At 59.7% G+C, this 25,786-nt stretch carries 11 protein-coding genes; 9 read left to right on the top strand and 2 right to left on the bottom strand.

Going from position 1 to position 25,786, the window contains the following annotated elements:
* Both AC27IT_RS15465 and AC27IT_RS15470 read left to right on the top strand, forming a co-directional pair.
* Positions 1-222, top strand: a 222-nt coding sequence (locus AC27IT_RS15465; RefSeq protein ID WP_487091897.1) for a transposase, incomplete at its 5' end; no start/stop codon positions are given.
* A gap of 268 nt (positions 223-490) precedes the next feature.
* Complete coding sequence (locus AC27IT_RS15470) at positions 491-862, top strand: hypothetical protein (RefSeq protein ID WP_283858105.1); 372 nt, start codon at positions 491-493, stop codon at positions 860-862.
* Positions 863-1,121: 259 nt separating this feature from the next.
* Here the strand turns inward: AC27IT_RS15470 and AC27IT_RS15475 are convergent, their stop codons facing one another.
* Positions 1,122-1,724, bottom strand: a complete 603-nt coding sequence (locus AC27IT_RS15475; RefSeq protein ID WP_283858104.1) for an MptD family putative ECF transporter S component — start codon at positions 1,722-1,724, stop codon at positions 1,122-1,124.
* A gap of 226 nt (positions 1,725-1,950) precedes the next feature.
* Positions 1,951-2,478, bottom strand: a complete 528-nt coding sequence (locus AC27IT_RS15480) for a hypothetical protein (RefSeq protein WP_487091898.1) — start codon at positions 2,476-2,478, stop codon at positions 1,951-1,953.
* 43 nt (positions 2,479-2,521) lie between these two features.
* On the opposite strand from AC27IT_RS15480, the gene AC27IT_RS15485 reads away from it, so the two are divergent.
* The 7 genes from AC27IT_RS15485 (at position 2,522) to AC27IT_RS15515 (ending at position 25,716) form a co-directional block, all read left to right on the top strand.
* Positions 2,522-3,304, top strand: a complete 783-nt coding sequence (locus AC27IT_RS15485) for a thioesterase II family protein (protein ID WP_283858102.1) — start codon at positions 2,522-2,524, stop codon at positions 3,302-3,304.
* A gap of 11 nt (positions 3,305-3,315) precedes the next feature.
* A complete protein-coding gene (locus tag AC27IT_RS15490) occupies positions 3,316-4,086 on the top strand; it encodes a 4'-phosphopantetheinyl transferase family protein (RefSeq protein WP_487091899.1) in 771 nt (256 codons plus the stop codon).
* Positions 4,087-4,411: 325 nt separating this feature from the next.
* Positions 4,412-7,402 (top strand): salicylate synthase, encoded by a 2,991-nt coding sequence (locus tag AC27IT_RS15495; RefSeq protein WP_487091900.1) that lies wholly within the window; start codon positions 4,412-4,414, stop codon positions 7,400-7,402.
* 30 nt (positions 7,403-7,432) lie between these two features.
* Complete coding sequence (locus AC27IT_RS15500; protein WP_487091901.1) at positions 7,433-16,552, top strand: non-ribosomal peptide synthetase; 9,120 nt, start codon at positions 7,433-7,435, stop codon at positions 16,550-16,552.
* Positions 16,553-16,723: 171 nt separating this feature from the next.
* Entirely contained in the window at positions 16,724-17,854 is a 1,131-nt protein-coding gene (locus tag AC27IT_RS15505; RefSeq protein ID WP_283858098.1) for a saccharopine dehydrogenase family protein, read from the top strand.
* On the top strand, positions 17,851-20,187 hold the full coding sequence (locus AC27IT_RS15510; protein WP_283858097.1) for a bifunctional Gfo/Idh/MocA family oxidoreductase/class I SAM-dependent methyltransferase: 2,337 nt from the start codon (positions 17,851-17,853) through the stop codon (positions 20,185-20,187). Before AC27IT_RS15505 ends, AC27IT_RS15510 begins: the two co-directional genes overlap by 4 nt.
* A 12-nt stretch (positions 20,188-20,199) precedes the next feature.
* Positions 20,200-25,716 carry a non-ribosomal peptide synthetase gene (locus AC27IT_RS15515; RefSeq protein WP_327944674.1) on the top strand — a complete coding sequence of 1,839 codons (5,517 nt, stop codon included), beginning with the start codon at positions 20,200-20,202 and terminating at the stop codon, positions 25,714-25,716.
* Positions 25,717-25,786 lie beyond the last annotated feature (70 nt).

Consider the following 25,786-nt stretch of genomic DNA (forward strand, 5'->3'; position numbering starts at 1 on the left):
TTGATCTATACGACCAATATGATTGAGAGTTACCATCGGCAACTCCGGAAGGTGACGAAGGGCAAGAGCATTTTCCCCACCGATGAAGCCCTGCTCAAAATGCTCTATTTGGCTACCATGGACGTCATCAGGAAGTGGACTGGACGAGTGCAGAACTGGGGGCAAATGCTCCTCCAGCTCTCCGTTTTCTTCCCGGATCGGATCGGCCAATACTTACGCTAGTTTTTTATTCCAAAAGGGTTTACACAAAATACTGGACAGACCCGTGTAAACTTGATTTACAGTTCCAACAACAAGATAGTACAGTACAACTAACAAGCCAAACACCAAACTATTCAAATACTTGCTAAACTTTCAAAAGCTCTTTCCCACTTGAACCATGAGTAGGAGTGAGCTTTTTTGCATACAAAAAATTCAACCGGAAGCGAGTGTCTGCCACGCGTTTCTGCAATTTTTGACCGCGTTTGGGCAGGATTGCATCGATCCATTCGTGAAAGACGGGCAGTACAGACAGGAAAATCTGCACGGCGGCTTGTGGACCCGATCGGTAGAAGAAAGCTACGCCAAAGGGCAAAACGACTTCAAAAAAGACATGATGCTAGTGGAAGCCGGGTTGACCGTCTATAGCGGTGGCATGGGCACAGCGGCGGTGAAGACTGGGAAAGCAGCCGCGAAGCTGGACGTAGACGCGCCAAACACCCATAAAAAGCAGCCCCATGGCGAGGGTGACGCAGACGGCGGAAAAGGAAAAGGAAAAGGGAAAGGCGGCCCTCTGCACGGCTCAGCCGTACAAGAAATGCTGGAAGCCGCACCACTCAAGGACGGGAAGTTTAAGACGAAGGCCAAGGTGCTTGATGAATAGTAGCACTCTAAACTGATTTTGCCAAAATTTTAAACCAGGATCGTTAACTAGACTAAAATTACCGAGTAGGTGAGGAACGAAAAACCTGGTTCCATCCACAAGAAGGTAGTACTTATGGAGAGTGGAACTCGCCTCCTTGACGGACCTCAAGGAATATATCAGCTTGTAGGATAAAAATTCAACTTCCAGGAAAAATTCTCCAGAAAAAGCGAAAGGAAGAACCTTGACCGGCTTTTGCGCCCACCAAGGTTCTTTTGCTTTATACCAACTTCGCCTTTTTCACATGCTTTTTCAACATTAAATGGCCAAAATAGGCGCCGAGCAGCCCGCCAGCAGCAGAAATGGCGCACATGAGCAGAATCATGCTGGGCGTGTCGAAATAGTAGAGCATGTCGGCGATTTGTTCAGGGGTGTAGCCTTTTTCCAGCGTCGCCATGTACGACTCGCGGAAGAAAATGAGCGGAACGACCCCGCACAGCGTATAGCCTACGTAAAAAACGGCATAGGCGATGGCGTTGCGAACCGAGCTGAGGTACGCGTCTTTACCCCAGAGGATCAGCTCGCCGATGAGCCCCATGACAGCGAGCGTCAGCAAGTAGTTGGCGTAGCCGAAGCCGACGAAGTACAGCCCGGTTATGATGGCAGTGAGAAACAAAGTGCCGCGCTTGCGGATTTTGTTGGACATGACCATGTAAAACGGGCCGTTGAGCAACGCGGTGATGCCTCCGACCAGGAGGGGAGACACAATCGAAACAGCCGGGCAAAACGTCATGATGATGAGCATGATGACGTTGAAAATCGCCAAGGTAATAAAATCGCGCATGGTCCATCTGCTTGGGACAGCCAGCGTTTGTGCTTGCATGTAGCATCCTTCCTCTTCTCCAAAATAGTATCCGCCGGTGTTTGACCAGACGGATGAGAGCAGCCAGTCCTCTTCATTCCTCCCTTTTTGCAATGTTCCTATTTCCGAAATGCCGCACAGCCAGCCCAAGTGGCTGCAAGACTTGCGTCCAGGTCGCAGAAGCAAGAATAAGTACAAGATATTGATAATGATAATCGTTGTCAAAATAAAAGAAAAGCTAAAATTTCTATATTTTGGGATGTTTTGTCCCGGAAATCTCCAAATATCTCCTTTTTTTGCCTCTTTTCTGCCCGAAGCGCCTTTTTTTCGACCACTGCGAAACGGAAAGAGAGACAGATTCATTCAAGAAATGTAAAAAAATGACTATGAGTGATCTAGCGCGAGCATAGGGGAGAAAGACAGCGCGAATATGGGGAAAAATCAGGCAGACAGGGATTGTATAATTTTGCAACTGAATATGATAATCATTATCGTCTATTAACCAAAAGAAAGCGGCGGTTGGGCAAGCAAGCAGAGCAAGCAAGCAGAGCAAGCCTGGCAAGCAAGTAAGCAAGACAAGCAAAGCAAGCAGAGCAAGCCTGGCAAGCAAGTAAGCAAGACAAGCAAGCAAGCAAGACAAGCAAAGCAAGCAGAGCAAGCCTGGCAAGCAAGTAAGCAAGACAAGCAAAGCAAGCACAGCAAGCCAGGCAAGCAAACCAACCAAACCAACCAAACCAACCAAACCAACCCAACCAAGCCAAGCCAAACCAAGCATAACTACTCCAACCACCATCAACAACCAAATGGAGGAATCGACAATGAAAACGGTCAAACCGGCGGAACGTTGGCTGCTGGCCAAGCCTGATCCGGCAGATAAAATCCGTCTGTTCTGCTTCCCTTTTGCCGGGGGAGGCGCTTCGATTTACAGAGGCTGGGGTGAGGAGCTGCCGGCAGGGGCAGGCGTGTACCCGATTCAGCTTCCGGGCAGGGAAAACAGGCTGATGGAGTCGGCCATACGGGATATGGACGCGCTGGTCGAAGGGATTTGCGAGGCGATTCACCCGTACCTGGATCGCCCGTTTCTTTTGTTCGGCTATAGTCTGGGCACAAAAATCGCGTTTGAACTGGCGAGAGCCGTTCGCAGAAAATGGCAGCTCGCCCCGCGCGGACTCTTGGTCGCTGCTGGCCGCGCTCCGCACATACCGGAGCCAAGGCCGCTGTACCATTTGCCGGAGGAAGAGTTCGTCCGGGAGCTGCGGCGTTTTTCCGGCACGCCTGAGGCGATTTTGCAAAGCAAAGAGCTGATGGAGCTGTTCATGCCGCTTTTGCGTGCGGACTTTACGCTCGACGACACGTACCGGTTCACGGAGGAGGCGCCGCTGGAATGTCCGATTTCCGCTTTTTGCGGCACGCGCGACCCGGAGGCGAGCGAGGAGGAAATGGCGGCCTGGGCCAGACATACGCGCGGCGCCTTCGCGTTGGACATGATCGAGGGGGAGCATTTTTTCCTGAACAGCAACCGGGAGCAACTGCTGCGGCTGGTCTCCGCAATTGTTGCAGGACACCTAAAAGCGACAGCGCAAGCCGAAGAGCGGTCATGAGGACAGGGGGCGTGACGGGGCCGAAAGTAAAGACGGCGGAGTGGGGCGTCGCCGAACTGATGGAAACGACAGCGTTGCATCTGGCTGAAGACGACATCCACGTCTGGCTCGCTTATGTGCCTGCCTTCCAGGAAAAACGGGGCGAGCTGCAAAGGCGTCTGTCCCCGGAGGAAAGCGCGCGGATGGAGCGGTTTTATTTTCCCGAGGACCGGGAGCGGTTTGCCGTTGCCCGGGCGCTGCTTCGCTCCTTGTGCGGGCGGTATGAGAACATTCCGTCAGAGCAGCTCGCACATATTCGTATGACAACCGATCGCTACGGAAAGCCGCTGCTGCACAGCGAGCGCAAAGCGGGGAAGCTGGCGTTTAACTTGTCGCATTCGCGGCATTTGGTGGCGGCTGTTTTTTCGCGGGAGCGGCAAGTGGGCATTGATGTGGAATGCGTGCGCGATGTTCCCGAATGGCCCGAGCTTGCGCAGCATTTTCATCCGGACGAGCAAGACAGGTTGCGCGCGGTCCCGGCTACAGAGCAGCAACGCGCCTTTTTTGACTGCTGGACGCGAAAGGAAGCGTTTGTCAAAGCGACAGGGGAGGGCTTGTCTCGCCCTCTCCATTCCTTTTGCCTGACAGCGGACGAAAAGGAGGGGCTTTTTCGGGTGCAGGGAGACGGGCCAGGCTGGGACGAATGGAGGATTTTAGCGTTTGCGCCAGCGGCGGGCTATGCGGGGGCCATCGCGTTTGAGCAGGGAAAACAAAGCGGGATTTCCTTGTTCCCGAGACGCTGAGGAACGGGGAAAAATCCCGACTCCGACGAGAATCTTTCATTATACATATCACCTTTCTTGGTTTTAAAAATAAACAAATAAACGTGTAAGAATATGGTAATTTCCTGTCGATAAACGAAGAAATAGAGAGAAAATGGAAGAAAATGCGTTGCAATTTGCCAAAATGTAGAAAAATTAGCCGACACAAGGAATTGACAATGAGAATCAATATCAATATTTTGGTTGGTAGACAAACCAGCATGAGCTTCAGCGAAGTTGGCATGATCCTGCATCATTCAGCTTGGGGTATTCGAATGCGCCCGTAGCTACTTTGGAGGAGGAACGAATGAGAGCAAGCACGGAATGGTTTGAGCAAGCAGCAAAAACTTATGAACAACGCGGGTATTGGGAGCCGTTTACCCTCGGGGAGCAGTTGCGCAGGTGGGCAGACAAGTACCAGGACAAAGTGGCCTTGGTCGAGGAAGAGGAGCAAATGACCTACCGGGAGCTGGACAGCAAGGCGGATGCGCTCGCTTCCGGCTTTTACCGGATGGGGATTCGCAAAGGCGACAAAGTCGCGGTCCAGCTCCCGAACCGGATGTCTTTTGTCCTGACATGCTTTGCCCTGTTTCGCATCGGCGCTGTGCCGATTCTCGTCTTGCCTGCTCACAGGGAAGCGGAGCTGGACGGGATTTTTTCGCTTGCCAAGCCTGTTGCCTATATGATTCCGACGACGTTTTTAGGCTTTGACTACACCAAGCTGGCGGAACATTTGGTGAAAAAGCACGCGTGCGTCCAATTCGTCTGCACAGACGGGGAAAGCAGCATCGGCACGAATCTGGCTACGATCAGCGGGCCGAAGATGGAGCTGGAAGGTCCAGCGTACACGGACACGGCGCTGTTGCTCTTGTCCGGCGGAACGACCGGCACGCCTAAGCTGATTCCGCGAACGCACGCCGATTACGCCTACAATGCCAGGGCGGCGGCCACCCGCTGCGAGCTGACGGAGCAAAGCGTCTACCTCGCCGTCCTGCCGATCGCGCACAATTTTCCGCTCTGCTGCCCGGGCATTCTCGGCACCTTTTCTGCGGGCGGCAAGGTCGTCTTGTGTAAAACGACAAGCTGCGACGAAGCGTTTCCGCTGATTGAAAAAGAAAAAGTGACGATTACGGCCTTGGTCCCTGCGCTCGTCAACGTCTGGCTGGAGGCGCGGGAATGGGATACGGAAAGCGACCTGTCCAGCCTGCAGGTGTTGCAGGTAGGCGGCTCGATGCTCGATGACAAGGTAGCTGGCCGCATCATGCGGGAATGGACGTGCAAGCTCCAGCAGGTGTTCGGGATGGCGGAAGGCTTGATTTGCAGCACGTCGCTGGACGATCCCGACGAGGTCATCATCACGAGCCAGGGGCGTCCGATTTCCGAGGCGGACGAGGTGCGGATTGTCGATGAGAACTTGAACGATGTGGAGCCAGGCGAGTACGGAGAGCTGATCGTCCGCGGGCCGTACACGATTCGCGGCTACTACCTGGCGCCGGAGCAAAACCGCGAGAGCTTCACTCCGGACGGCTTTTACCGTTCCGGGGACAAAGCGCGGATGACGCCAGAGGGCAACATCCAGGTCGGCGGGCGGATCAAGGAGATGATTAACCGCGCAGGCGAAAAAATCATGCCGGCGGAGGTCGAGTCGTATTTGCGCATGCACCCGGACATCCGGGATGCGGCGCTCGTCACACTGCCCGATCCGGTGCTGGGCGAGAAAAGCTGCGCGTGCGTGATCTCGGACAATCCGGGGCTGACACTTGCGGACATTCACGCCTTTTTCCAGGAGAAAGGGGTTGCCCGCTATAAAATGCCGGACCAACTGGAGCTTGTTCGCAGTTGGCCGCTGACCAGCGTCGGAAAAGTCAACAAAAACAAGCTCAAGGAGATGGCCATGACAAAACAAGAAATGGCCGTTGCGCCAATCACTTCATACCGGGAAGAAATGTTTGCTTTTGCGGGAGATGTCCATCTGGCGGCGGCTGAAATCGTGGAGCGCGGACTTTTCGAGAACTACGTGCTCTACGAAAACGGAGAGGAGCTGTCCATCGGGCTTGGCATTCATGCCTTGGCTACCGTGGACGCGCAGCAGACGAAGCTGGCCTACGACGGCCAAACGTTCACATACGAAAACAAAGAGCTGAGCGAGACGATCGACCGGGCGTTTGCCGCGGTGCCGATTGCCGACTGGCGCGCTTACGGAACCGTGAACTTCGGCATGGCTCGCTACTATAACGGGCTGCCGCAGTCGAGCGAAGATCCGAATCTGCTCAAGCTGTTCATCCCGGAGGTCGAGGTGCGCTTCCACAAGGGCGAAGTGCTGCTGCGGACGCTGACAGAGGAGCATGGGCACCAGGTTGGGCAGCTTTTGCACGACGTGTTCGCCGCCATCAACGGGCAGAAAAGCAGCCTCGCGCAAAGGGCGGAGCAGGAAAAGCTGGCGGTTCCCCAGGCGGATACGCACGGTGCCGAGACGTACATGCAGGGCGTAGCGGAAGCGGTGCGCGAGATTTCCGAGCGCAAGTACCACAAGGTTATTTTGTCCAGAAAAATTCCGGTGCACGAGGAGCTGGACATGGTGGCGAGTTACCTCGCAGGCCGCAGAGTCAATACTCCGGCGCGCTCCTTCCTGCTCTCCCTGGAAGGCATGAACGCAGCAGGATTCAGTCCGGAAACGGTTGTAGAGGTGGACAGCGAAGGCTGGGTCAGCACGTATCCGCTGGCAGGCACGCGCTCCAAAGGGACGAGCGAAGCGGAGAGCGACAGGCTGAAAGCAGAGTTGCTGAACGATCCGAAAGAAATTGCCGAGCACGCGGTTTCCGTCAAGCTGGCGTTTGAAGAGCTGCGGAGCGTCTGCGATGCTTCGTCGATTATGCTGACCGACTTCATGACGGTCGCAAGCAGAGGCACGGTGCAGCACATCGCCTCCAGGCTAAAAGGCAAGCTCAAGCCGGAGTGCAACTCTTGGCATGCGTTCCGGGCGCTGTTCCCTGCCGTGACTGCCTCGGGCATCCCGAAAAAAGAGTCGATCGAAGCGATTGGCAGGCTGGAGAGCACGCCGCGCAATCTGTACAGCGGGTGCGTCATGACGTACGACCAGAGCGGAGCCATGGACGCGGCGCTCGTGCTGCGGACGATCTACCAGAAAGACGGCAGCGCGTGGCTACACGCAGGAGCGGGGGTGGTCGAGATGTCGCTGCCAGAGCGCGAACTGGAAGAAACGCGGGAAAAACTGAGCAGCTTTTCCCGCCAGTTGGTCGTCACAAGCCGCGAGCTTGCAGCCGTGAAACAAGAATAGGGGCACATTCGTGGAAAGGAGGAAACCGTGATGAAGCAAGTGCTTGACGACAGCAATTCCGCAGGCTCCGTTTCTTCGCTTGGCTATGAAGAGGTGCGCCGCCAGGTTCAATCTTTGCTGCCTGTGGCTGTCGAGATGGACGACGAGCAAAATCTGATCGAGCTGGGGCTTGATTCCTTGCAGATGATGCGGATGGTCAACAAATGGCGCAGAGCAGGGGCAAAAGTGACGTTTGCCGAGCTGATCGCTTCTCCGCGCCTCGGCGATTGGTGGGCGCTGCTGCAAAAGGGCGCCCAGCCTGACGCGGCAGCCAAGGCAAAAGCGGGCAGGGAAGCCGTTTCAGAGCCGGAGCAGGAGCAGACTGGCGTGCAAGAAAAGACGCCGTTTGCCCTGACAGACGTGCAGTACGCGTACTGGATCGGTCGCCAGGATGACCAGCCACTCGGAGGAGTCGGCTGCCATGCTTACCTGGAGATCGACGGAGCAGGCGTAGAGCCGAAGCGGTTGGAGGCGGCGTGGAAAAAAGTGTTGCTGGGCCATCCGATGCTGCGGGCGAGATTTTTGGCGGATGGGCGGCAGGAGGTGCTGGATGCGCCGTATGAAAAACCGATGGCTGTCCACGATCTGCGAGCGCTCCCGGAGCACGAGCAGGAAAGCGAGCTGGGGCGGATTCGCGAGCGGCTCTCCCACCGTAAGCTGGCAGTAGAGCAGGGGGAGGTTGCCGGACTGGAGCTGAGCCTATTGTCGTATGGCCGGACCCGGCTGCATTTTGACCTCGACCTGCTTGTTGCGGATGTGCAAAGCTTGCACATCATCCTCAGAGATTTGGCGGCTGCCTATGCGCGTGGCGCGGAGCCGCTTGCCCCTGCCGACTGGAGCTTTGCCCGCTATTTGCAGCAGGAAACGGCGCGCCGGGCAGCAGACAGGGAGGAAGCCGCCCGCTATTGGCAGGACCGACTGGCCTCGCTGCCGGGAGCGCCTGGCTTGCCGCTTGCGACGAAGCCGGAAATGATCGGGGCGCCTGTCTTTGCGAGAAGGACCCATCGTCTGAGCGAGTCGGACTGGACGCGTTTGCAAAAGCGGGCACAAGCTTACCAGGTCACGCCAGCGATGGTTTTGCTGACGGCTTATGCCGAGGTGCTCGACCGTTGGAGCACGCATTCGGAATTTTTCATCAACATCCCGCTGTTTGACCGTCAGGCGAGCGAGCCGGGAATCGAGGACGTCGTCGCTGACTTTACGAATCTGCTGTTGCTGGCCGTGGACATGAAGCAGCCGGCGGCGTTTCTGGAGCGGGTCCGCGCTGTCCAGACGCAGTTCCACCAGGATGTGGCGCACGCCGCTTACTCCGGGGTGCAACTGCAGCGCGAGTTGGCCCGCGTCCGTCAGGGAGAGCGCGATTTCGCCCCTGTCGTGTTCGCGTGCAATCTGGGCACGCCACTCATTAACGAGGAGTGCCGCCAGATGCTGGGCGAGTTGTCCTACATGATTTCGCAAACGCCGCAAGTGTGGCTCGACTTCCAGTTGTACGAAATGAACGGCGGACTGCTCCTGGCGTGGGATGCGGTGGAGCAGTTGTTCCCGGAGGGCATGATCGACCAGATGTTCGCGGCGTTTTGCGAGCTGATGGAGTGGCTGGTTGCGCCGGAAAACGACTGGCAATCGGCACCGCTGCTGTTGTCCGGTCTGGCGGAGCGGCAGCAGGCGGAAGACGCCAAAGCGACAACGGCGTTGGACAACGAGCCGCAATGTTTGCACGAGGCGTTTTTTGCGCAGGCGCGCCAACAGCCGCTGGAAACGGCGTTGATTGACAGCAGTACCGCTGCTTCCGTGACGTATGGCGAGCTGGCGAAGCGAGCCTTGCAGGTGGCAACGTTTCTCCGGCAGCGCGGAGTCGGCAGCGGCCAGCCAGTGGCGGTCAGCCTGCCGCGCGGGACCGATCAGGTCGTGGCGGTGCTTGGCGTCGTGGCGGCTGGCGGCTGCTATGTTCCGGTCGGGATCGGTCAGCCGGCGGCAAGGCGCGAGCGGATCCACCAAAAAGCAGGCGTCCGCTACGTGCTAACGGACGCGCAGCACGTACTAGAGCTGGAATGGCCGACGGACGCGGTCGTGCTGACGATGGAAGAGACAGCAGCCAGCGAGCCTTTGCCTGCGCCTGTGCCGACTCCTGCGGAAAGCCTGGCGTACATCATCTTCACCTCCGGCTCCACAGGCGAGCCAAAAGGGGTAGAAATCAGTCACGCCGGGGCGTGGAACACGATTGCCGAGATCAACAGGCGTTATCGCATCGGGCCTGGTGATCGCATTTTGGCGGTGTCGTCGCTCGATTTCGATTTGTCCGTCTACGATTTGTTTGGATTGCTCGGCGCTGGCGGGTCCGTCGTCTTGATCGGCGAAGAAGCGCGCCGGGACGCGGCCAAGTGGGCAGAGCTGGCGGAGCGCCACCAGATTACGCTCTGGAACTCTGTGCCGGTGCTGTTGGATATGCTGTTGATCGCAGCCCAGAGTGCAGGCTACGAGCGGTTGCCGTTTAGGCTTGCGATGCTGTCCGGCGACTGGATCGGGCTTGATTTGCCGGAGCGGCTGAAGCAGGCGGCGCCGGACAGCGAGCTGGTAGCCATGGGCGGAGCGACAGAAGCGTCGATTTGGTCGAATTTTTACGATGTGAAGCTGCCGCTGCCTGCGCATTGGACCTCGATTCCGTACGGACGGCCGTTGGCGAATCAGGCATACCGCGTGGTCGACAGCAAAGGCCGCGATTGCCCCGACTGGGTAGCGGGCGAGCTGTGGATTGGCGGAGCGGGTGTGGCGCTCGGCTATCGCGGCGATCCGGAGCTGACCGCCGAACGGTTCGTGCATTGGCAAGGCTCGCGCTGGTATCGCACGGGCGATCTCGGGCGGTATTGGCCGGACGGCACGCTCGAATTTCTCGGGCGAAAAGACTTCCAGGTAAAAATCAGGGGGCACCGGATTGAGCTGGGCGAAATTGAAACTGCGATGAAGCAGCATCCGGGCGTGCGCGACGCCGTAGTCGCCGCTGTCGGCGATCCGCGCGGCAACCGCCATCTCATCGGCTACGTCGTTTCCGGGCAAGCGGGCGAAGCCGCTCTGTTTGACACCGTATGCGCCGATCCGGCCAGCAGCGCGGAACTGTGGGCAGCCGTGGTGAAGGCCGGAGCAGGCCAGGTGGAGCAGCGGGGCTTTGCGGCGGAAACAGACAAACCGGATCAATTCCCGGCCTTTTGGTCCTACTTGGAGCAGCTCGCCGTCCGCGCGATGTGCCGGGCGCTGAAAAAAGTCGGCGCGAAGCTTGGCGGGCAAGCGAGCTTTTCGCTGGATGAGCTGATGCAGCGCTGCGGCATCGTCGAGCGTTACCGGCCAGTGGTCCAGCAATGGCTGCGTTCGCTTGAAGCCGAGGGCTTTGTCAGGAGCGGAGAAAAGGGAGCCGATCCATACGTTTTTATACGGGAGATTCCGGACGACTGGTTCTCCGCCCCATCGGCAAGCGAGGCGCCGCCTGCATGGGAGCGTCATGCGCAGGCGCTGCTCGCCTATTTGCAAAAGCTGGATGACGTGCAGCGCGGGCTGTTGACGGGCGAGGTGGAGCCGCTGGCTGTCTTCTTCGCGGCTGAGTCCGGGCTGGCGCCGAGCGAGTTGATGCAGGCGCTCCCCGGCGCGAAGCAAAGAGAGCGCATGGCTCAGAGCGTGCTGCAGCAGGCAGTGCGCAGTTTGGCAGACAAGGGACGGCCTGTACGGATTTTGGAGATTGGCGCGCGAAACACTGCCTTGACCGAAGCGCTTTTGACTGTGCTGCCGCAGGACGCGGCCGAGTACACGTACACGGACAGCTCGGCCTTCTTCCTGCAGGCGGCCAAGGCCAGGCTCGACGCCTATCCGTTTGTGCAGGGCCAACTGCTCGATATCGAGCAAAACCCGCTCATGCAAGGCTATGAGGCTCACCAGTACGACGTGGTGATCGCCGCCGATTCCTTGCACCGGGCGAAGGACGTGGAAGCGGCTATCGGCCACGCGCAGGCGCTGCTCGCGCCGGGCGGTTTGCTCGTGATGCTGGAGCTGACGCGCAACAGCCGCGTGCAGCAGGTCAGCACCGCTTTTCTGGAGGATGGCTTTACCCGTCTGCAAGACGAGCGCCGCCACGAGCAGCAGCCGCTCATGGCGGCAGAAGCGTGGGAGCGCGCACTGCAGCCGTCGTTTGCCCAGGTTATGGCGTTTCCGCGGCCGGATGATCTGGCGAATGTCTTTGGGCAGCACGTCATCGTGGCGCAAGCGCCTGACCGTGGCAAGCGCTTCAATCCGGCGCGGCTGGCCGACTTTTTGAGCGAGAAGCTGCCGGATTACATGGTGCCGACCGCTTTCCTTTTGCTGGACGCCTTGCCGCTTTCGGCAAACGGAAAAGTCGATCGACAGGCGTTGCCGACTCCGGACAGTCTGCTTAAGGGCAAGGCGGAAAAAGCTTTTACCGCGCCGCAAACGCCGCTGGAAACAGAGCTTGCCGCGATTTGGCGCGAACTGTTCTCCGTGGAGCGGGTAGGCATGGACGACAATTACTTCGAGCTGGGCGGCGATTCGCTTTTGGCGACGAGGCTTTCCGCGCTGGTGCGCAGCAGGCTGGGCGTGGAGCTTTCGCTGGGGAAAATTTTTGAAAAGCCGACGATTGCCGAGCTGGCGCTGTACGTACAGACGCTCGTGGAAGCGGTTGAACAAGAGGCTCGGCCTGTCGCCAACCTGCCGCAAATTGTCCCGGCAAAAGAGAAGCGGCAAGAGCCGTTCCCGCTTACGGACATCCAGCAGGCGTACTGGCTGGGGCGCAGCGGGGTCTATGCGCTCGGGAACGTTTCGACGCATTGCTACTTTGAAATCGACGGGCGAAGCCTCGACTTGGAGCGGATCGAGGCGGCATGGCAGCGGCTGATCGACCAGCATGAGATGATGCGCGCCGTCTTTTTGCCAAATGGTCTGCACCAGCAAATTTTGCCGCAAGTGCCGCGCTACCGGATCGCGGTGAACGATTTGCGTGCGTGCACGGAAGCGGCAGAAGCGGAAGCCTTGCTGGCGATACGCGAGGAGATGTCGCACCAGGTGCTGGCAACCGATGTGTGGCCGCTGTTCGACGTGCGGGCATCGCGCCTGCGGGACGGCCGGGTCCGCCTGCATATCAGCTTCGACAACCTGATTTTTGACGGCTGGAGCATGTTCCACCTGCTGAGCGAATGGACGCGGCTCTACCACAAGCCCGACGCGCCTTTGCCTCTGCTCAACCTGTCTTTCCGCGATTACGTGCTCGCTCTGGAAGAGCTGAAATCGACCGAGCTGTACAAGCGCGATCTGGCATATTGGACGTCGCGTCTCGACGATTTGCCGCCTGCACCGCAACTGCCGCTCGCGCAAAATCCGGACACGATGACCGAGCAGCGCTTCGGCCGTCTGGAAGCGCGGCTGGAGCGCCGAACGTGGCAGCGGCTGAAGGAGCGCGCGGCGGAATTCGGGCTGACGCCATCGGGCGTGTTGCTGACCGCGTACGCCGAGACGCTTGGCGCGTGGAGCAGAAGCAACCGTTTTACGATCAACCTGACGCAGTTCAATCGACTGCCGCTGCATCCAGAGGTCAACGCGATTGTCGGAGACTTCACGACCTTGACGCTTCTGGCCGTGGAGCTTGGAACAGGCACCTCGCTTCTGGAGCGGGGACGCAACCTCCAGCAGCAGCTTTGGCGCGATCTGGATCATCCGCTTGTGGGCGGCGTCCAGGTACAGAGGGAGCTGGCGAAGCAAAGCGGGGAGCATCACGGCGTGTCCATGCCAGTCGTCTTTACGAGTGCGCTCGGCGTCGACCAGTGGAGCGGCGGCGAGTCAGGCGGAAAATGGCTGGGCAAGCTCGTGTACAACATTACCCAGACGCCGCAAGTGTGGCTCGATCACCAGGTGGTCGAGCAGGACGGCGAGCTGCTGCTGATTTGGGACGCTGTCGAAGGGCTGTTCCCGGACGGCATGCTGTCAGACATGTTTACGGCCTATTGCCAGCTTTTGCACCGTCTGACGGATGAAAAGGCGGCTTGGCAGGAGCAGTCGCCGAGCCTGATCGCGATTCCGCGCCTGGAAACAAGGCGGGCCGCGAATGCCACCGCTGCGCCGATTTCGGATGAGACGCTGGGCGGACTGTTCGCGAAGCAGATCAAGCAGCGCCTGAACCAGCCTGCCGTCGTCTCGTCGGGACGGACATTGACCTATGCGGAGCTGGCGGCTGCGGCGCAGACGATCGGCAAGTGGCTGAACGAGCAAGGAGTCGAGCCTGACACGCTGGTTGCGGTCGTGATGGAAAAAGGCTGGGAACAGGTCGCGGCGACACTCGGCATTTTGGCGGCGGGGGCGGCTTACCTCCCGATTGACCCCGCCCATCCGGAAGAGCGGCGTGCGGGGTTGCTGCGAGACGGGCAAGTCCGCTTCGTGCTGACGCAGTCCTGGCTGGATGAAGAGCTGGGCTGGCCGGACGATGTTCGCCGTCTGTCTGTGGATCGGTTGGGCTTTTCCGCTGCCGATGCACTCGCAGGCGTGCTTGCGTTCCCGGGGCGGCCGGAAGATTTGGCCTACGTCATTTACACATCCGGCTCGACTGGGGCGCCAAAAGGCGTCATGATCGACCACCGCGGTGCGGTCAACACGATTCTCGATGTGAACAAGCGCTTTGCCGTAGGCGCGGATGACAAGGTGCTCGCCTTGTCCAACCTGAACTTCGATTTGTCCGTGTACGATATATTCGGCTTGCTCGCCTCTGGCGGAACGATCGTCATGCCGGATGCGGCTAAAGCGAAAGACCCGGCGCACTGGATCGAGTGGCTGGAAGCAGAGCGGGTGACCGTCTGGAACACGGTTCCGGCGCTGATGCAAATGCTCGTCGAATACGCCTCCGGGCAAAAGGCGAGCGTAGCGCCGAGCCTGCGCCTGGTCCTGCTCAGCGGCGACTGGATTCCGCTCGATTTGCCGGACAAAATCAAAGCCTACTTCCCGCAGGCGCAAGTCATTGGGCTGGGGGGAGCGACAGAGGCGTCCATCTGGTCGAACCTGTACCCGATTGAACAGGTCGCGTCGGAGTGGAAGAGCATCCCGTACGGCCGCCCGATGGTTAACCAGCGCTTCCACGTGCTGGATGAATGGATGAACGATTGCCCGGTCTGGGTGCCAGGGCAGTTGTACATCGGGGGCATCGGCCTTGCCAAAGGCTACTGGCGGGACGAGGAAAAGACGAACGACAAGTTTGTGCTCCACCCGCGCACAGGCGAGCGGCTGTATCGCACGGGTGACCTGGGACGGTACTTGCCGGACGGCAACCTGGAGTTTCTCGGCAGGGAAGACTTCCAGGTAAAAATCAGGGGGCACCGCATCGAGCTGGGCGAGATCGAGACGATTTTGAAGCGGCAGGACGGAGTGAAGGAGGCCATCGTGGCCGTCCCGGATGAGGCGGGCGAAGAAAAGCGTCTCGTCGGCTACATCGTGCTCGACGGGCAACAGGCAACCGGGCTGTTGGAAGAAAAAGCGGCCGATCCGGCTCTCTGCAGCGCGCGCTTTGCGGCGATCAGCGACACAGGGAAAACGCAGGCTGCGCATCTTTCGCAAACGATCGAGGTGGAGACGGTTCAGACGTTCCTCGGCGAAGCGGAGTCGATCAGTACCGCGTACATGTGCCGCACGCTGGAACATATGGGCGCGTTTTCCAGCGGGGACGAGAGCTATTCCCTAGATGAGCTGATGCAGCGTTTTCAGATTCATCCGCGCTATCGCAGCTTGCTGCGGCATTGGCTGGCAGCGCTGACCGCTGAAGGAATCCTGGAAAAAGCAGAAGGCGGGACATACAGGAGCATTCGCGCTCTAGGAGAAGGGCAGACGGGCGCTTCCTACCGGACAGAGGCGGCGAGAGCGCTGGAAGCCGTTTACCGCCGGGATTATCCGCTCTTTATCGGCCTTTTGACGGGCGAGCTTGACCCGCTGGAGCTGTTTCTCGCGGAAGAAGCCTTCCTCACGCCAGCAGGCTTGAGTCAGTTCGACCTGACCCGGGAGTATTATCAAAGCCTGACAGCGCAAGTGCTGGGCACGATTGCAAGCAGCCATCCGTCCGGCAGCGAGCTGCGCGTGCTGGAGATTGGCACGCGGGCCGGAAGCATGACGCAAGCGCTGGTGTCCGCATTGCCTGCGGAGCGAAGCAAGTATTTGTACGCGGACGAGTCGAGCTTCTTTACGGACAGAGCGAAGCAGGCATGGGGCGAAGCGGCGCCGCTGGAATACGGCCAGTTTGACATGAATGTCTCTCCGCTCGCGCAAGGCTACGAGCCGCACTCCTTTGACGTGATCGTGGCCGACAATACGCTGCACCGCGCCCGCAATCTGGACGCGACCCTCGCCTATTTGCAAGAACTGCTGGCACCGGGAGGCATCCTCTTGCTGGTGGAGTCGACCCGCAACAGCCGCTTGCTGTTGACGACCGTCGGATTTTTCGAGGATGGCTTCTCCCGTCTCGAGGACGAGCGCAAGGCAAGCGAGCTTCCGCTGCTCGCCGTCGATCAATGGCGCGAACTGCTTGCCAGACACGGCTATACGAGCATCGCGGCTTTCCCGGGCGAGAGCGAGGCGGCCGAAGCGTTCGAGCGGCATCTGATCGTGGCGCAGGCACCGTTTGCCGCGAAGGTGTTCGCGCCGGAAAAACTGGCGGATGCCGTCCGGCACAGCTTGCCGGACTACATGGTTCCGTCCGGGTTCGTGCTGCTCGACAAGCTGCCGCTGTCTGCGAATGGAAAAGTCGACCGCAAAGCACTGGCGCAACTCGGCCGGAACAAGGCGAGTCTGCCAAGCAAAACGCACGTCGCTCCGGCGAGCGAGATGCAGACGATCATTGCCAGCGTATGGGAAGAAGTGCTCGGATGCTCGGACATCGGCGTGCACGACAACTTTTTCATGCGCGGCGGCGATTCGCTGCGAGCGATCCAATGCCTGAACCTGCTGAAAGAAAGGCACCAGGTGGAGTTGTCCCTGCAAAACTTGTTCGAAGCACCTACGCTCGGCCAGCTTGCCGCGTTCATTGAGGCGAACATCGCCGAGAGCGGACAGCTCGGGTCGGAATATGACGAAGGAACCATTTAGGAAAAGATAGCCTGCCCAAAATACTGGATCGCACGAAAATTTTTTGTTGACGAAAGGGAGAAGCAGGCTGCGCACTTGGGCGCAAGCGCAGTCGCAGTCGCAATAAAGGCGCAGCCTCGCTTTTTCGCCAAAAAACGAATGCGAAGAACAGGCAGGAGAGGGAGAGAACACGTGGAGACAAAAACAGTCGGCATTCTCGGAACGACCGGAGTGGTAGGCGGCGCTGCGTTGCAGACGATCCTCGCATCGACCGGACATCGGCTCTTGCTCGGCGGGAGAAATCCCGAGAAGCTTCGCGAGCAGCTCGCAGGAAGCGAGGACAGAGGCGACTGGCTGCAAGTAGATGTGTTCGATGCAGGGCAACTGGCTGATTTTTGCGGCCGCTGCGACATCGTCATCAATTGCGCTGGCCCTGCCAAGCAGGTAATGGACAAAGTGGCAGTGGCGTGCCTGGAAAAAGGGGTTCCGTACGTCGATGTATCCGGCGACGAGCACCTGTATCGGCATCTGCTCAGAAGAAAAGCAGAGATCGAGGCAAAAGGACTGACCTTCATCATTTCGGCAGGGGTTTACCCCGGCTTGTCGGAAGTTTTTCCCGCCTATGTCGCCGAGAAAGAGCTGGACCGCATCGAGCAGTTGGAGCTGTTTTTTGCGGGGCAGGGCGGCTTTTCCTTGAACGCGGCCTACGATATCGTCTGCAGCATTGAGGAAGATACAGGCTGGGGGATGAGCTATTGCAGAGAGGGAGCGGTGCAAAAAATAGACGGGCCGTTCCACCGCAGCTACACGCTGCCGCAGCCGGCAGGCAAGCGGGACACGTACCCGGTGCTGACCGAAGAGTTTTGCCAGATGGCGAGGCAGCACAGCATCCCGGTCGCCTATTTTTACAACAGCTACCAACACAGCGGCATCCTGAACCAGTTTGTGATGATTAAGGCGCTGCAGCAGTACAAGACCGAGGAACAAAAGCGGCTCTCCGCCAACATGCTGCTGAAGCAGTTCGAGACGAAGCAGCCGGGCGTGGAGGACTTTACGATGTTCCACCTGAATGCGACCGGATTGCGCGCCGGAGCGAGCGTGCGGCTTTCCTCCACGCTGTTGTATCGCGGGGACTGGAACCGTTTGTCCGGAATGATCGCGGCGAAGGTGGCACACCTGCTCACAGAAGGGCACGGCAGCAAGCCGGGCTGCTATTTCGCGGCAGAAGGCGTATCGGCGACGGCGCTGATCGAGGCGCTGCGCGAACAGACGATGGAGCTTACGCAAGAAGTGAGCGAACAAAAAGGGGGAGGCGGCCGATGACAGAGACTCGCAAGCTGCGCACCGTTGTATGCGGTTCCCGCTTCGGACAGTTTTATCTGGAGGCTGTCCGGGCACTGCCGGAACAATTTGAACTGGTCGGCTTGCTGGCAAAGGGCAGCGAGCGCTCCAAGCAATGCGCAGAGCGGTTCGGCGTCCCGCTGTACACAGACGTGGAAGAGCTTCCTGCCGATATTGATCTGGCCTGCGTCGTCCTGCGTTCGACCGTTATGGGCGGACAAGGCACGAAGCTGGCTTTGGAGCTGCTGGGCCGCGGCATTCACGTCATTTCCGAGCAGCCGATCCACCACAAAGACTTGGCCGCATGCCTGAAGCAAGCCCGGCAATCCGGGGTTCAGTTCATGACAGGCGACTTGTACGTACACTTGCCTGCCGTGCAGCGGTTTGTCGCATGCGCCAAGGAGCTGCTCGCCAAGCAGCCTGCCTTGTACATCGACGCCGCGTGCGCCACACAAGTGTCGTACCCGCTGATGCACATTTTGCAGGAAGCTTTGCCGACGATTCGCCCGTGGAAAATCAGTCATATCGTCAAGGATGAGGGGCCGTTTCAGGTGCTGGTGGGGCAGCTCGGGAAAATTCCGATTACGCTGCGCGCCCACAACGAGGTCGACCCGGACGATCCGGACAATCACCTGCATTTGCTGCACAAAATTACGATTGGCGTAGCGGGAGGGAGCTTGTCGCTTACCGATACGCACGGCCCGGTCGTCTGGCAGCCGCGTCTGCATGTGCCTGATCTGCCCGACATTCACGGGATGCTCGCGGCTGATCCACCCGCTTATATGCTGGCGAGCAGTACGGAGGTGCTCGGCCCGAGCGAGACAGCGAGCTATCGCCACATCCTCGCGAAGCAATGGCCGCAGGCAATCGGACGCGATTTGTCCGCGATGCGCGACATGATTCTCGGCAAGCTGGACAGGACGGCTGTCGACGTGCGCGCGCAGCAGGAGCTGCTTTGCTCGCGGCAATGGCAAGACTGGACGCAGGCGTTGGGCTACCCGGTGCTGCGATCGAACGGACAGCACCAGCCGATTGCGCTGGAAGTGCTCAGGCAAGCAGCGATGAGCATTCCTGTCGAGTTGCCGGAAGCAGGCGATTTGTCTGCCGAGGCAAAGGAAGCGAGCCGCGATGTGTTTGCGTGCACGGCGGCGGCCGAAAGCGAGCTGGCCGGGATTGATGCGAAAATGGTGCAGGCAGGCGTGGAGCGTCTGGACCAGGCTTCGCTCGCTTCCATGCTGTTCGCGCTGCAAGCGCAAGGAGCGCTCGCTGACCCGGAGCAGGCGTACAGCGAGGCGGACATTTTTTCGCTGGCACAAGTCGCCCCCCGGCATGAGCCGGTCATACTGCGCTGGCTGCAAGTCTTGACGGAACGCGGCTATCTCGTCCGGCGAGACGGTACATATCAATGCGCACGACAGATGACAAGAGAAGAGGTGGAGCGCCGCTGGGCCTTGGCAAAAGAGGCGTGGAGCGGCAAGCTCGGCTCTCCGCTCGTCATCGACTACTTGAAAAGCAATGCGGATCGGCTCTCCGGGCTGATGAACGATACCGAGCAGGCCGCGCTGCTCTTGTTCCCGGAAGGGCGGATGAACGTCGCAAACGCGCTCTACCGCGAGACGCTCATTGCCAAATATTTGAACAAGTCTGTGGCAGAGGCGGTCAGTCGCATCGCGGCGGACAAACAAACGCTGCGCATCCTCGAAGTAGGAGCAGGGACGGGAGCCACGACAGATGGCGTCGTAGCAAGGCTGCGCACGGCGGTCGCAAAAGGCTTGCAGGCCGAGTATTTGTACACGGACGTATCCCACTTTTTCCTCGCCTCCGCGCGGGAGCGGTTCCAAGATTGCTCGTGGATGAGCTTCGGGGTCGTCGACATCGACAAACATTTGTTCAGCCAGGGACTGAAGCCAGGGAGCGTAGATGTCGTGATCGCGGCAGGCATGCTGAACAATGCCCGCGACACGGACGAGGTCGTTCGCGGCCTGCTCGAGTGCCTGGTTCCGGGAGGCTGGATGCTCATTACGGAGCCGACCAGAGAATTTACGGAAATGCTCATCTCCCAGGCGTTCATGATGACGCCCCCTGTGGATGACCGGAGCAAGACGCAATCGACCTTCATGACCGTTTCCCAGTGGCTCGACGTGTTTGCCCGCGCAGGTGTCGGAGAGCTTGCGGTGCTGCCCAAGGACGATCACCCGCTGGCGCTGCTCGAACAGAAGCTGTTTGTCATCCAAAAAGGCCAAGAAACAGAGCAGGACGGGCAGGGAAAAGATCGTGCCCGCAGCCGCAACGATCTGGCCAAGCTGACCAATTAGGAGTGTATGCATATGTCCCAAAACCTCAAGATCAGTAGCATCGAGCTTTTGACGCGGCTTCGCCAGGAAGGTGTTTCCTTGTGGGAAGAGGCGGGAAACCTGCGGTACAAAGCGCCAAAAGGCAGCCTGGCTCCTGAAGATTTGCAGGCGTTGCGCGAGCAGAAAGCAGAGATCGTGGCCCTTCTGCGGGCAGAGGCGCAGCCTGTCATGGTCGTGCCTGACCCGGCCGCCCGCTTCGCTCCTTTTCCGCTGACAGATGTGCAGTCCGCTTACCTGCTGGGGCGGTATGAGCTGTTTGGCTACGGCGGTGTGGCGTGTCATATATATTTGGAGCTGGACTATCCCGAGCTAGACCCGGTCCGGACAGAGGAAGCGTGGAATCAGTTGATTGCCCGTCACGACATGCTGCGGGCGACGATTGATTCCGACGGGCAGCAGCGCGTCATGGAAACGGCGCCACGGCTGGAAGTGCCCTACACCGACACAAGCGAGCTGGATGCGGCAAAAGCCGAGGCTGCGCTGGAAACCATTCGCGAGAGCATGGGACACCGCGTCTACGATACGGCCAAATGGCCGCTGTTTGGGATCGCCGTGACCAAGACGGCCGATCGCGCGGTGCTGCACGTCTCCATGGAGTTTCTGATCGCGGACTGGGCGAGCATCTGGCTGCTTCTGGCCGAATTTGAGGCGCTCTACAAAGAGCCGAAAAAAGCGTTGCCGGAGCTGCCGATCACGTTCCGCGATTACGTGCTGGCCGAGCGCACCTTGCGCGAGACGGACGCTTATTCCCGCGACAAGGCGTACTGGCAGGCGCGGATCGACGACTTGCCGCAAGCTCCGGACCTGCCGCTTGCCCGAGTAGAAGCCGACAGTGGGCCAGCGCGGTTTCGCCGGCAGTTCATCCGCCTGAACCCGGCGGCGTGGGAGCTGTTCAAACAGCGGTCGCAAAAGCGCGGGCTGACGCCGACGGCTGCGGTGATGACCGCATTTGCCGCCGTGATCGAGCGCTGGAGCCGCAACAGCGCGTTTTGCCTGAACTTGACGCTGTTGAACCGCCAGCCGCTGCATGGGCGCGTGCATGATCTCGTCGGCGACTTCACCTCCGTCAATTTGCTGGCGGTCGACTGGGGTGCCGAGCGCTCCTTCCAGGGCAGGGCCAAGGCGATCCAGAAGCAGTTGTTCGAAGATTTGGACCATCGGCTGTACTCCGGCGTCGAGGTCATGCGCGAAGTCGCGCGCAGGCGCGGGCGCGAAGCTGCCCTGATGCCGATTGTGTTCACCAGTGCGATCGGGCTGGTCGAGCCGACCGAAGGCGCACGGCTTTCCGGAAAAATCGCCGGACACGGCATCAGCCAGACGCCGCAAGTGTTTATCGATTGCCAGGCGATGGACAGCGCGGAAGGGTTGCAGGTCAACTGGGATGTGCGCGAGGGCGTCTTCCCTGAAAAAATGGTCGATGACATGTTCGCCGCGTTTTCCGACCTGCTGCACGCGCTGGTGGACGACGAGCAGGTGTGGACAGAAGGCAGCGAGATCGCCCTGCCGCTCTGGCAGCAAAAGGAGCGGCAGCAAATCAATGACACGCAAGCGCCCTTGCCAGACTACGGCCTGCATCAGCCGATCGTGGCGCAAGCGATGGCGACGCCGGATCGCCCGGCTGTGATCGACAGCGAAGGCCAGCTCACGTATGCGGAGCTGGTGAAACGCGCCGCCGCAGTGGCCGGAGTGTTGAAAGAGCTCGGGTGCCGCGAGCAGGACCGCGTCGCAATCGCGATGGAAAAAAGCGCCCATCAAGTCACGGCTGTACTGGGCACGCTGTTTGCCGGAGCCGTTTACGTGCCGATTGATCCCAGGCAGCCGCTTCCCAGACGGCAGGCGATGGTGGAGCAAGCGGACATTCGCTATATGCTGAGCTTGTCGACAGTGGCGGCCGAATGGCCCGAGGGGGTGCAGAGCGTGGCGGTCGATCAGGTCGTGCCGCAGCAGACGCCGTTGATTTTGCCTGACCAAAATCCCGACTTGCCAGCCTACATTATCTACACGTCCGGCTCCACGGGACAGCCAAAAGGCGTCGTCGTCAGCCACCGCGCCGCCGCCAACACGATCGCTGACATCAACCGCCGCTTTGCGATCAATGAAAACGACAGGGTGCTCGGCCTCGCCCAACTCAGCTTTGACTTGTCCGTCTACGACATTTTCGGCCCGCTGGCGGTCGGCGGCGCGCTCGTTCTCCCGCAGGCCGACCGGCAGACAGACCCGTCCCATTGGGTGGAGCTGGTGCTTGCCCACGAAGTTACGGTGTGGGATTCGGTCCCGGCGATGATACAGATGCTCGTCACCTATTTGGACGGCATCCCGGAAGTGTGCCTGTCCAGCTTGCGTCTGGCGCTGCTCTCCGGCGACTGGATTCCGCTGACGCTGCCCGATCAGATGGCAAAACGTCTGCCGTTTGCCCAGACGGTCAGCATGGGCGGTGCCACGGAAGCGGCGATCTGGTCTATTTACCATCTGTACAAAGGACTTTTGCCAAACTGGCGCAGCATCCCGTACGGACGTCCTCTCGCCAACCAGGGCTTCCGGGTGCTCGACTCGCAACTGCGCGATTGCCCCGTGTGGGTAACGGGCGAGCTGTACATTACCGGACACGGCCTGGCCCAAGGGTACGTGGGCGACGAGAAGCTGTCGGCAGAGCGCTTTTTCCTGCATCCGGCAGATGGACAGCGGCTCTATCGCACAGGAGATTTGGGCCGCTATACGCCGGGCGGCGAAATCGAGTTTTTGGGCCGCGAAGACAACCAGGTCAAAATTCGCGGCCACCGCATCGAGCTGGGGGAAATCGAATCAGCGCTACTCAAGCATCCGGCAGTAGCCGCAGCAGGCGTCGTGCTGGATGAGGCGAGCGACGAGCCGGCTTTGCTCGGAATCGTGGAGACGGCCCGCAAAAAGGACCGTGACCGCACAGCCGAAGCGGCCGAATTTGCGCAACTGACGAGCGGCATCGGCGAGGCGGCAGGGGAGATCGCGGCGCACATCAGCGCCCGGCAAATCGAAGAAGCGATGGCCAGCCTGGATCGGGCCGTGCTCCATTCGATGCTGCGCGCGCTGCAAACGCTCGGATTTTTTGCAAAAGGCCAGGCGCAATCGCTGGAAGAAGTGCTGCAAGCGGGGAGCATCCTGCCGAAATACCACTGGCTGGCGCGGCGCTGGGTGGCGAAGCTCGCCGAAGCGGGCATGCTGACCGAGCAGGCGAAAGGGCAGTACCGCAGCGAGCTTGCCGTAGACGACGAGCTTGTCCGCGAGAACTGGACAGAGGCAGAGGCGATCTGGACGAACATGCTGGGGACGGCAGGATTTACCGCCTACGTCCGCAAAAACGCCGAGAAGCTGCCGGAGCTGCTCGGCGGCCAGGAGGACCCGGTAGCGCTCCTGTTCCCGGAGGGCAAATTCGACCACGTCCATACGCTGTATATCGAGCACATCATGGCGAACTACCTGAACAAATGCATGTGCCTGCTTTTACAGCGCATCGCCGAAAAGCAAGGGAGCAATCCGCTGCGGATTTTGGAGGTCGGAGCCGGAACCGGAGCGACGACAGGACATGTCCTCAAGGCGCTCGAAGGCTACCCGATCGAATACGTCTTTACCGATGTGGCCCCGTTTTTCATTCCGGGCGCCAAACAGCGCTTTGCCCAGTATCCGCACGTAAGCTTCGGCGTCTTTGACGTCGACCAGGACTACCGCGCCCAAGGCTTTGCGCCGAACAGCTTCGACGTCGTGCTGGCAGCCGGGGTACTGGAAAATGCCCGCGACATCCCGGCGAGCATGCGCAGGCTGCGGGAGCTGATTCGCCCGGGCGGCTGGTTCGTCTTCACCGAGCCGACTATCGAGCATTTGTGGATTTTGGCCTCGCAGGCGTTCATGATGATGGAGCCTGGAGACGAGCTGCGCCTGGAGACGTCCTACCTCGATCGCCACGACTGGCTGCGCCAGCTTCAGGAAGAGGAAAACGAGCCGCTGCTGCTGCTGCCGCAAGAGGACGACAAGCTGACCGCGCTCGGGTTCCACCTGTTTGCCAAACGGATGAAGCAGGAGCGCCTGGCAGTGGAGGCGACGGAGCTGGAAGCGTTTTTGGCCGGACAGGTGCCTGCCTACATGCTGCCTCAGCACTTGCAAGTAGTCGATGCGCTGCCGTTGACCGGAAACGGCAAGGTAGACCGGCGCACCTTGGCAAAATGGCGTCCTGCTGCCAACGGGACACAGGTGGCGGCGGCTTTCGTCGAGGAAGGACTGGACGCGCTGGAAACAGAGCTTGCCCGGCTGTGGGCGGAAGCGCTCGGCCTGGCTGGCATCGGCAAGTCGCAAAGCTTTTACGAACATGGCGCCGACTCGCTCATCATGGCGCAGGTGGCAGGAAAGCTGCGCGACAAGCTGGCGGAGGACCCGGAGCACGAAGCGATTCCGTTCGACGCCCTGCTGCGGCAAATGCTGAACTACCCGACCGTCGCCGATCTGGCCGAGTTCATCCGCTCGCGCAGACAAGTTACGGAGCGCGAGAGCGTAGCTGTGTGGCCCGGCAAGCAGGACGGCTCCAGCAATGCCGTGCTGATTCCGTACGGCAGCGCGCAGGAAGGGCCGCTCCGCGTCGTGTTCCACGCCGTTTTGGGCACGATGGACATTTTCCGGCCTCTGCTTTTGCACCTCCAAGCGCAAAAAACGGGCAGCATCGTAGGGGTGGCAATTGCCGATATGGAAAAATACTGCTCACTGGAGCCGTCCGAGCTGATCGAGACTGTGGCTGACGACTACGCCGAATGCCTGCTGGCAGGCGGCCACAGCGAAATGCAGTTGATCGGCTACTCCCTCGGCGGCCTGATTGCCGTCGAGGTCGCCAGACGACTGATGGAGCGAGGGATTCAGGTCGTCGATCTCGTGCTGATCGACATTCCGCCGATCTTCACCGAAGTGGATGACGATCTGCTCGTCGAAACGCTGTTTGTGCCCAACCTGAACATCACGCTGGCGCAGGCAGGCTTTGGGCAGGTCGATGAAAATGACCTGGCGCGCGGCGTCATGAAGCTGGTTGAACAGCATGGGGACTGCATCCCGCAAGGCGCCGCCGTGACCATCGGCGGAGACGCGGGGCTGGATCGGGTCGGAGAGCTGTTCCGCAACATGGCGGCTGTCAGCAAACGGGAGCGCTTCGCGGCTTACGTCTGCGCGAAAGCCAAGGCAACCGGGGAAGAGATGCCGATCGAGATGGCGGAAGGCTTGTGCCAGGTGTTCCGCCAAAGCTTCAAGGCCGCCCGTTATACGCCGCTGCCGTACATGGGCGACATCCGCTTCCTGTTGGCGAGCGAGCCGTTCTTGTTCCTGCCGCGCACGGATGATACGACTCTTGCGTTCTGGCAAGATGTGTGCCTGGGCGAGCTGGAAGTGACGACGATCGCAGGAAACCACTTCAGTTGCATGGTCGAGCCGAATGCAAGCAAGCTGGCGCAACTGCTGGCAGCGCCGTTCACGCAAAAATAAACGCCCGCAACCTCGGGAAATGAAGAGCGACAATGCGTCTTGAGAGGGATGGCTCCGCTGTGCGTGCTAA

The sequence above is a fragment of the Brevibacillus sp. YAE8 genome (genome assembly GCF_057543335.1).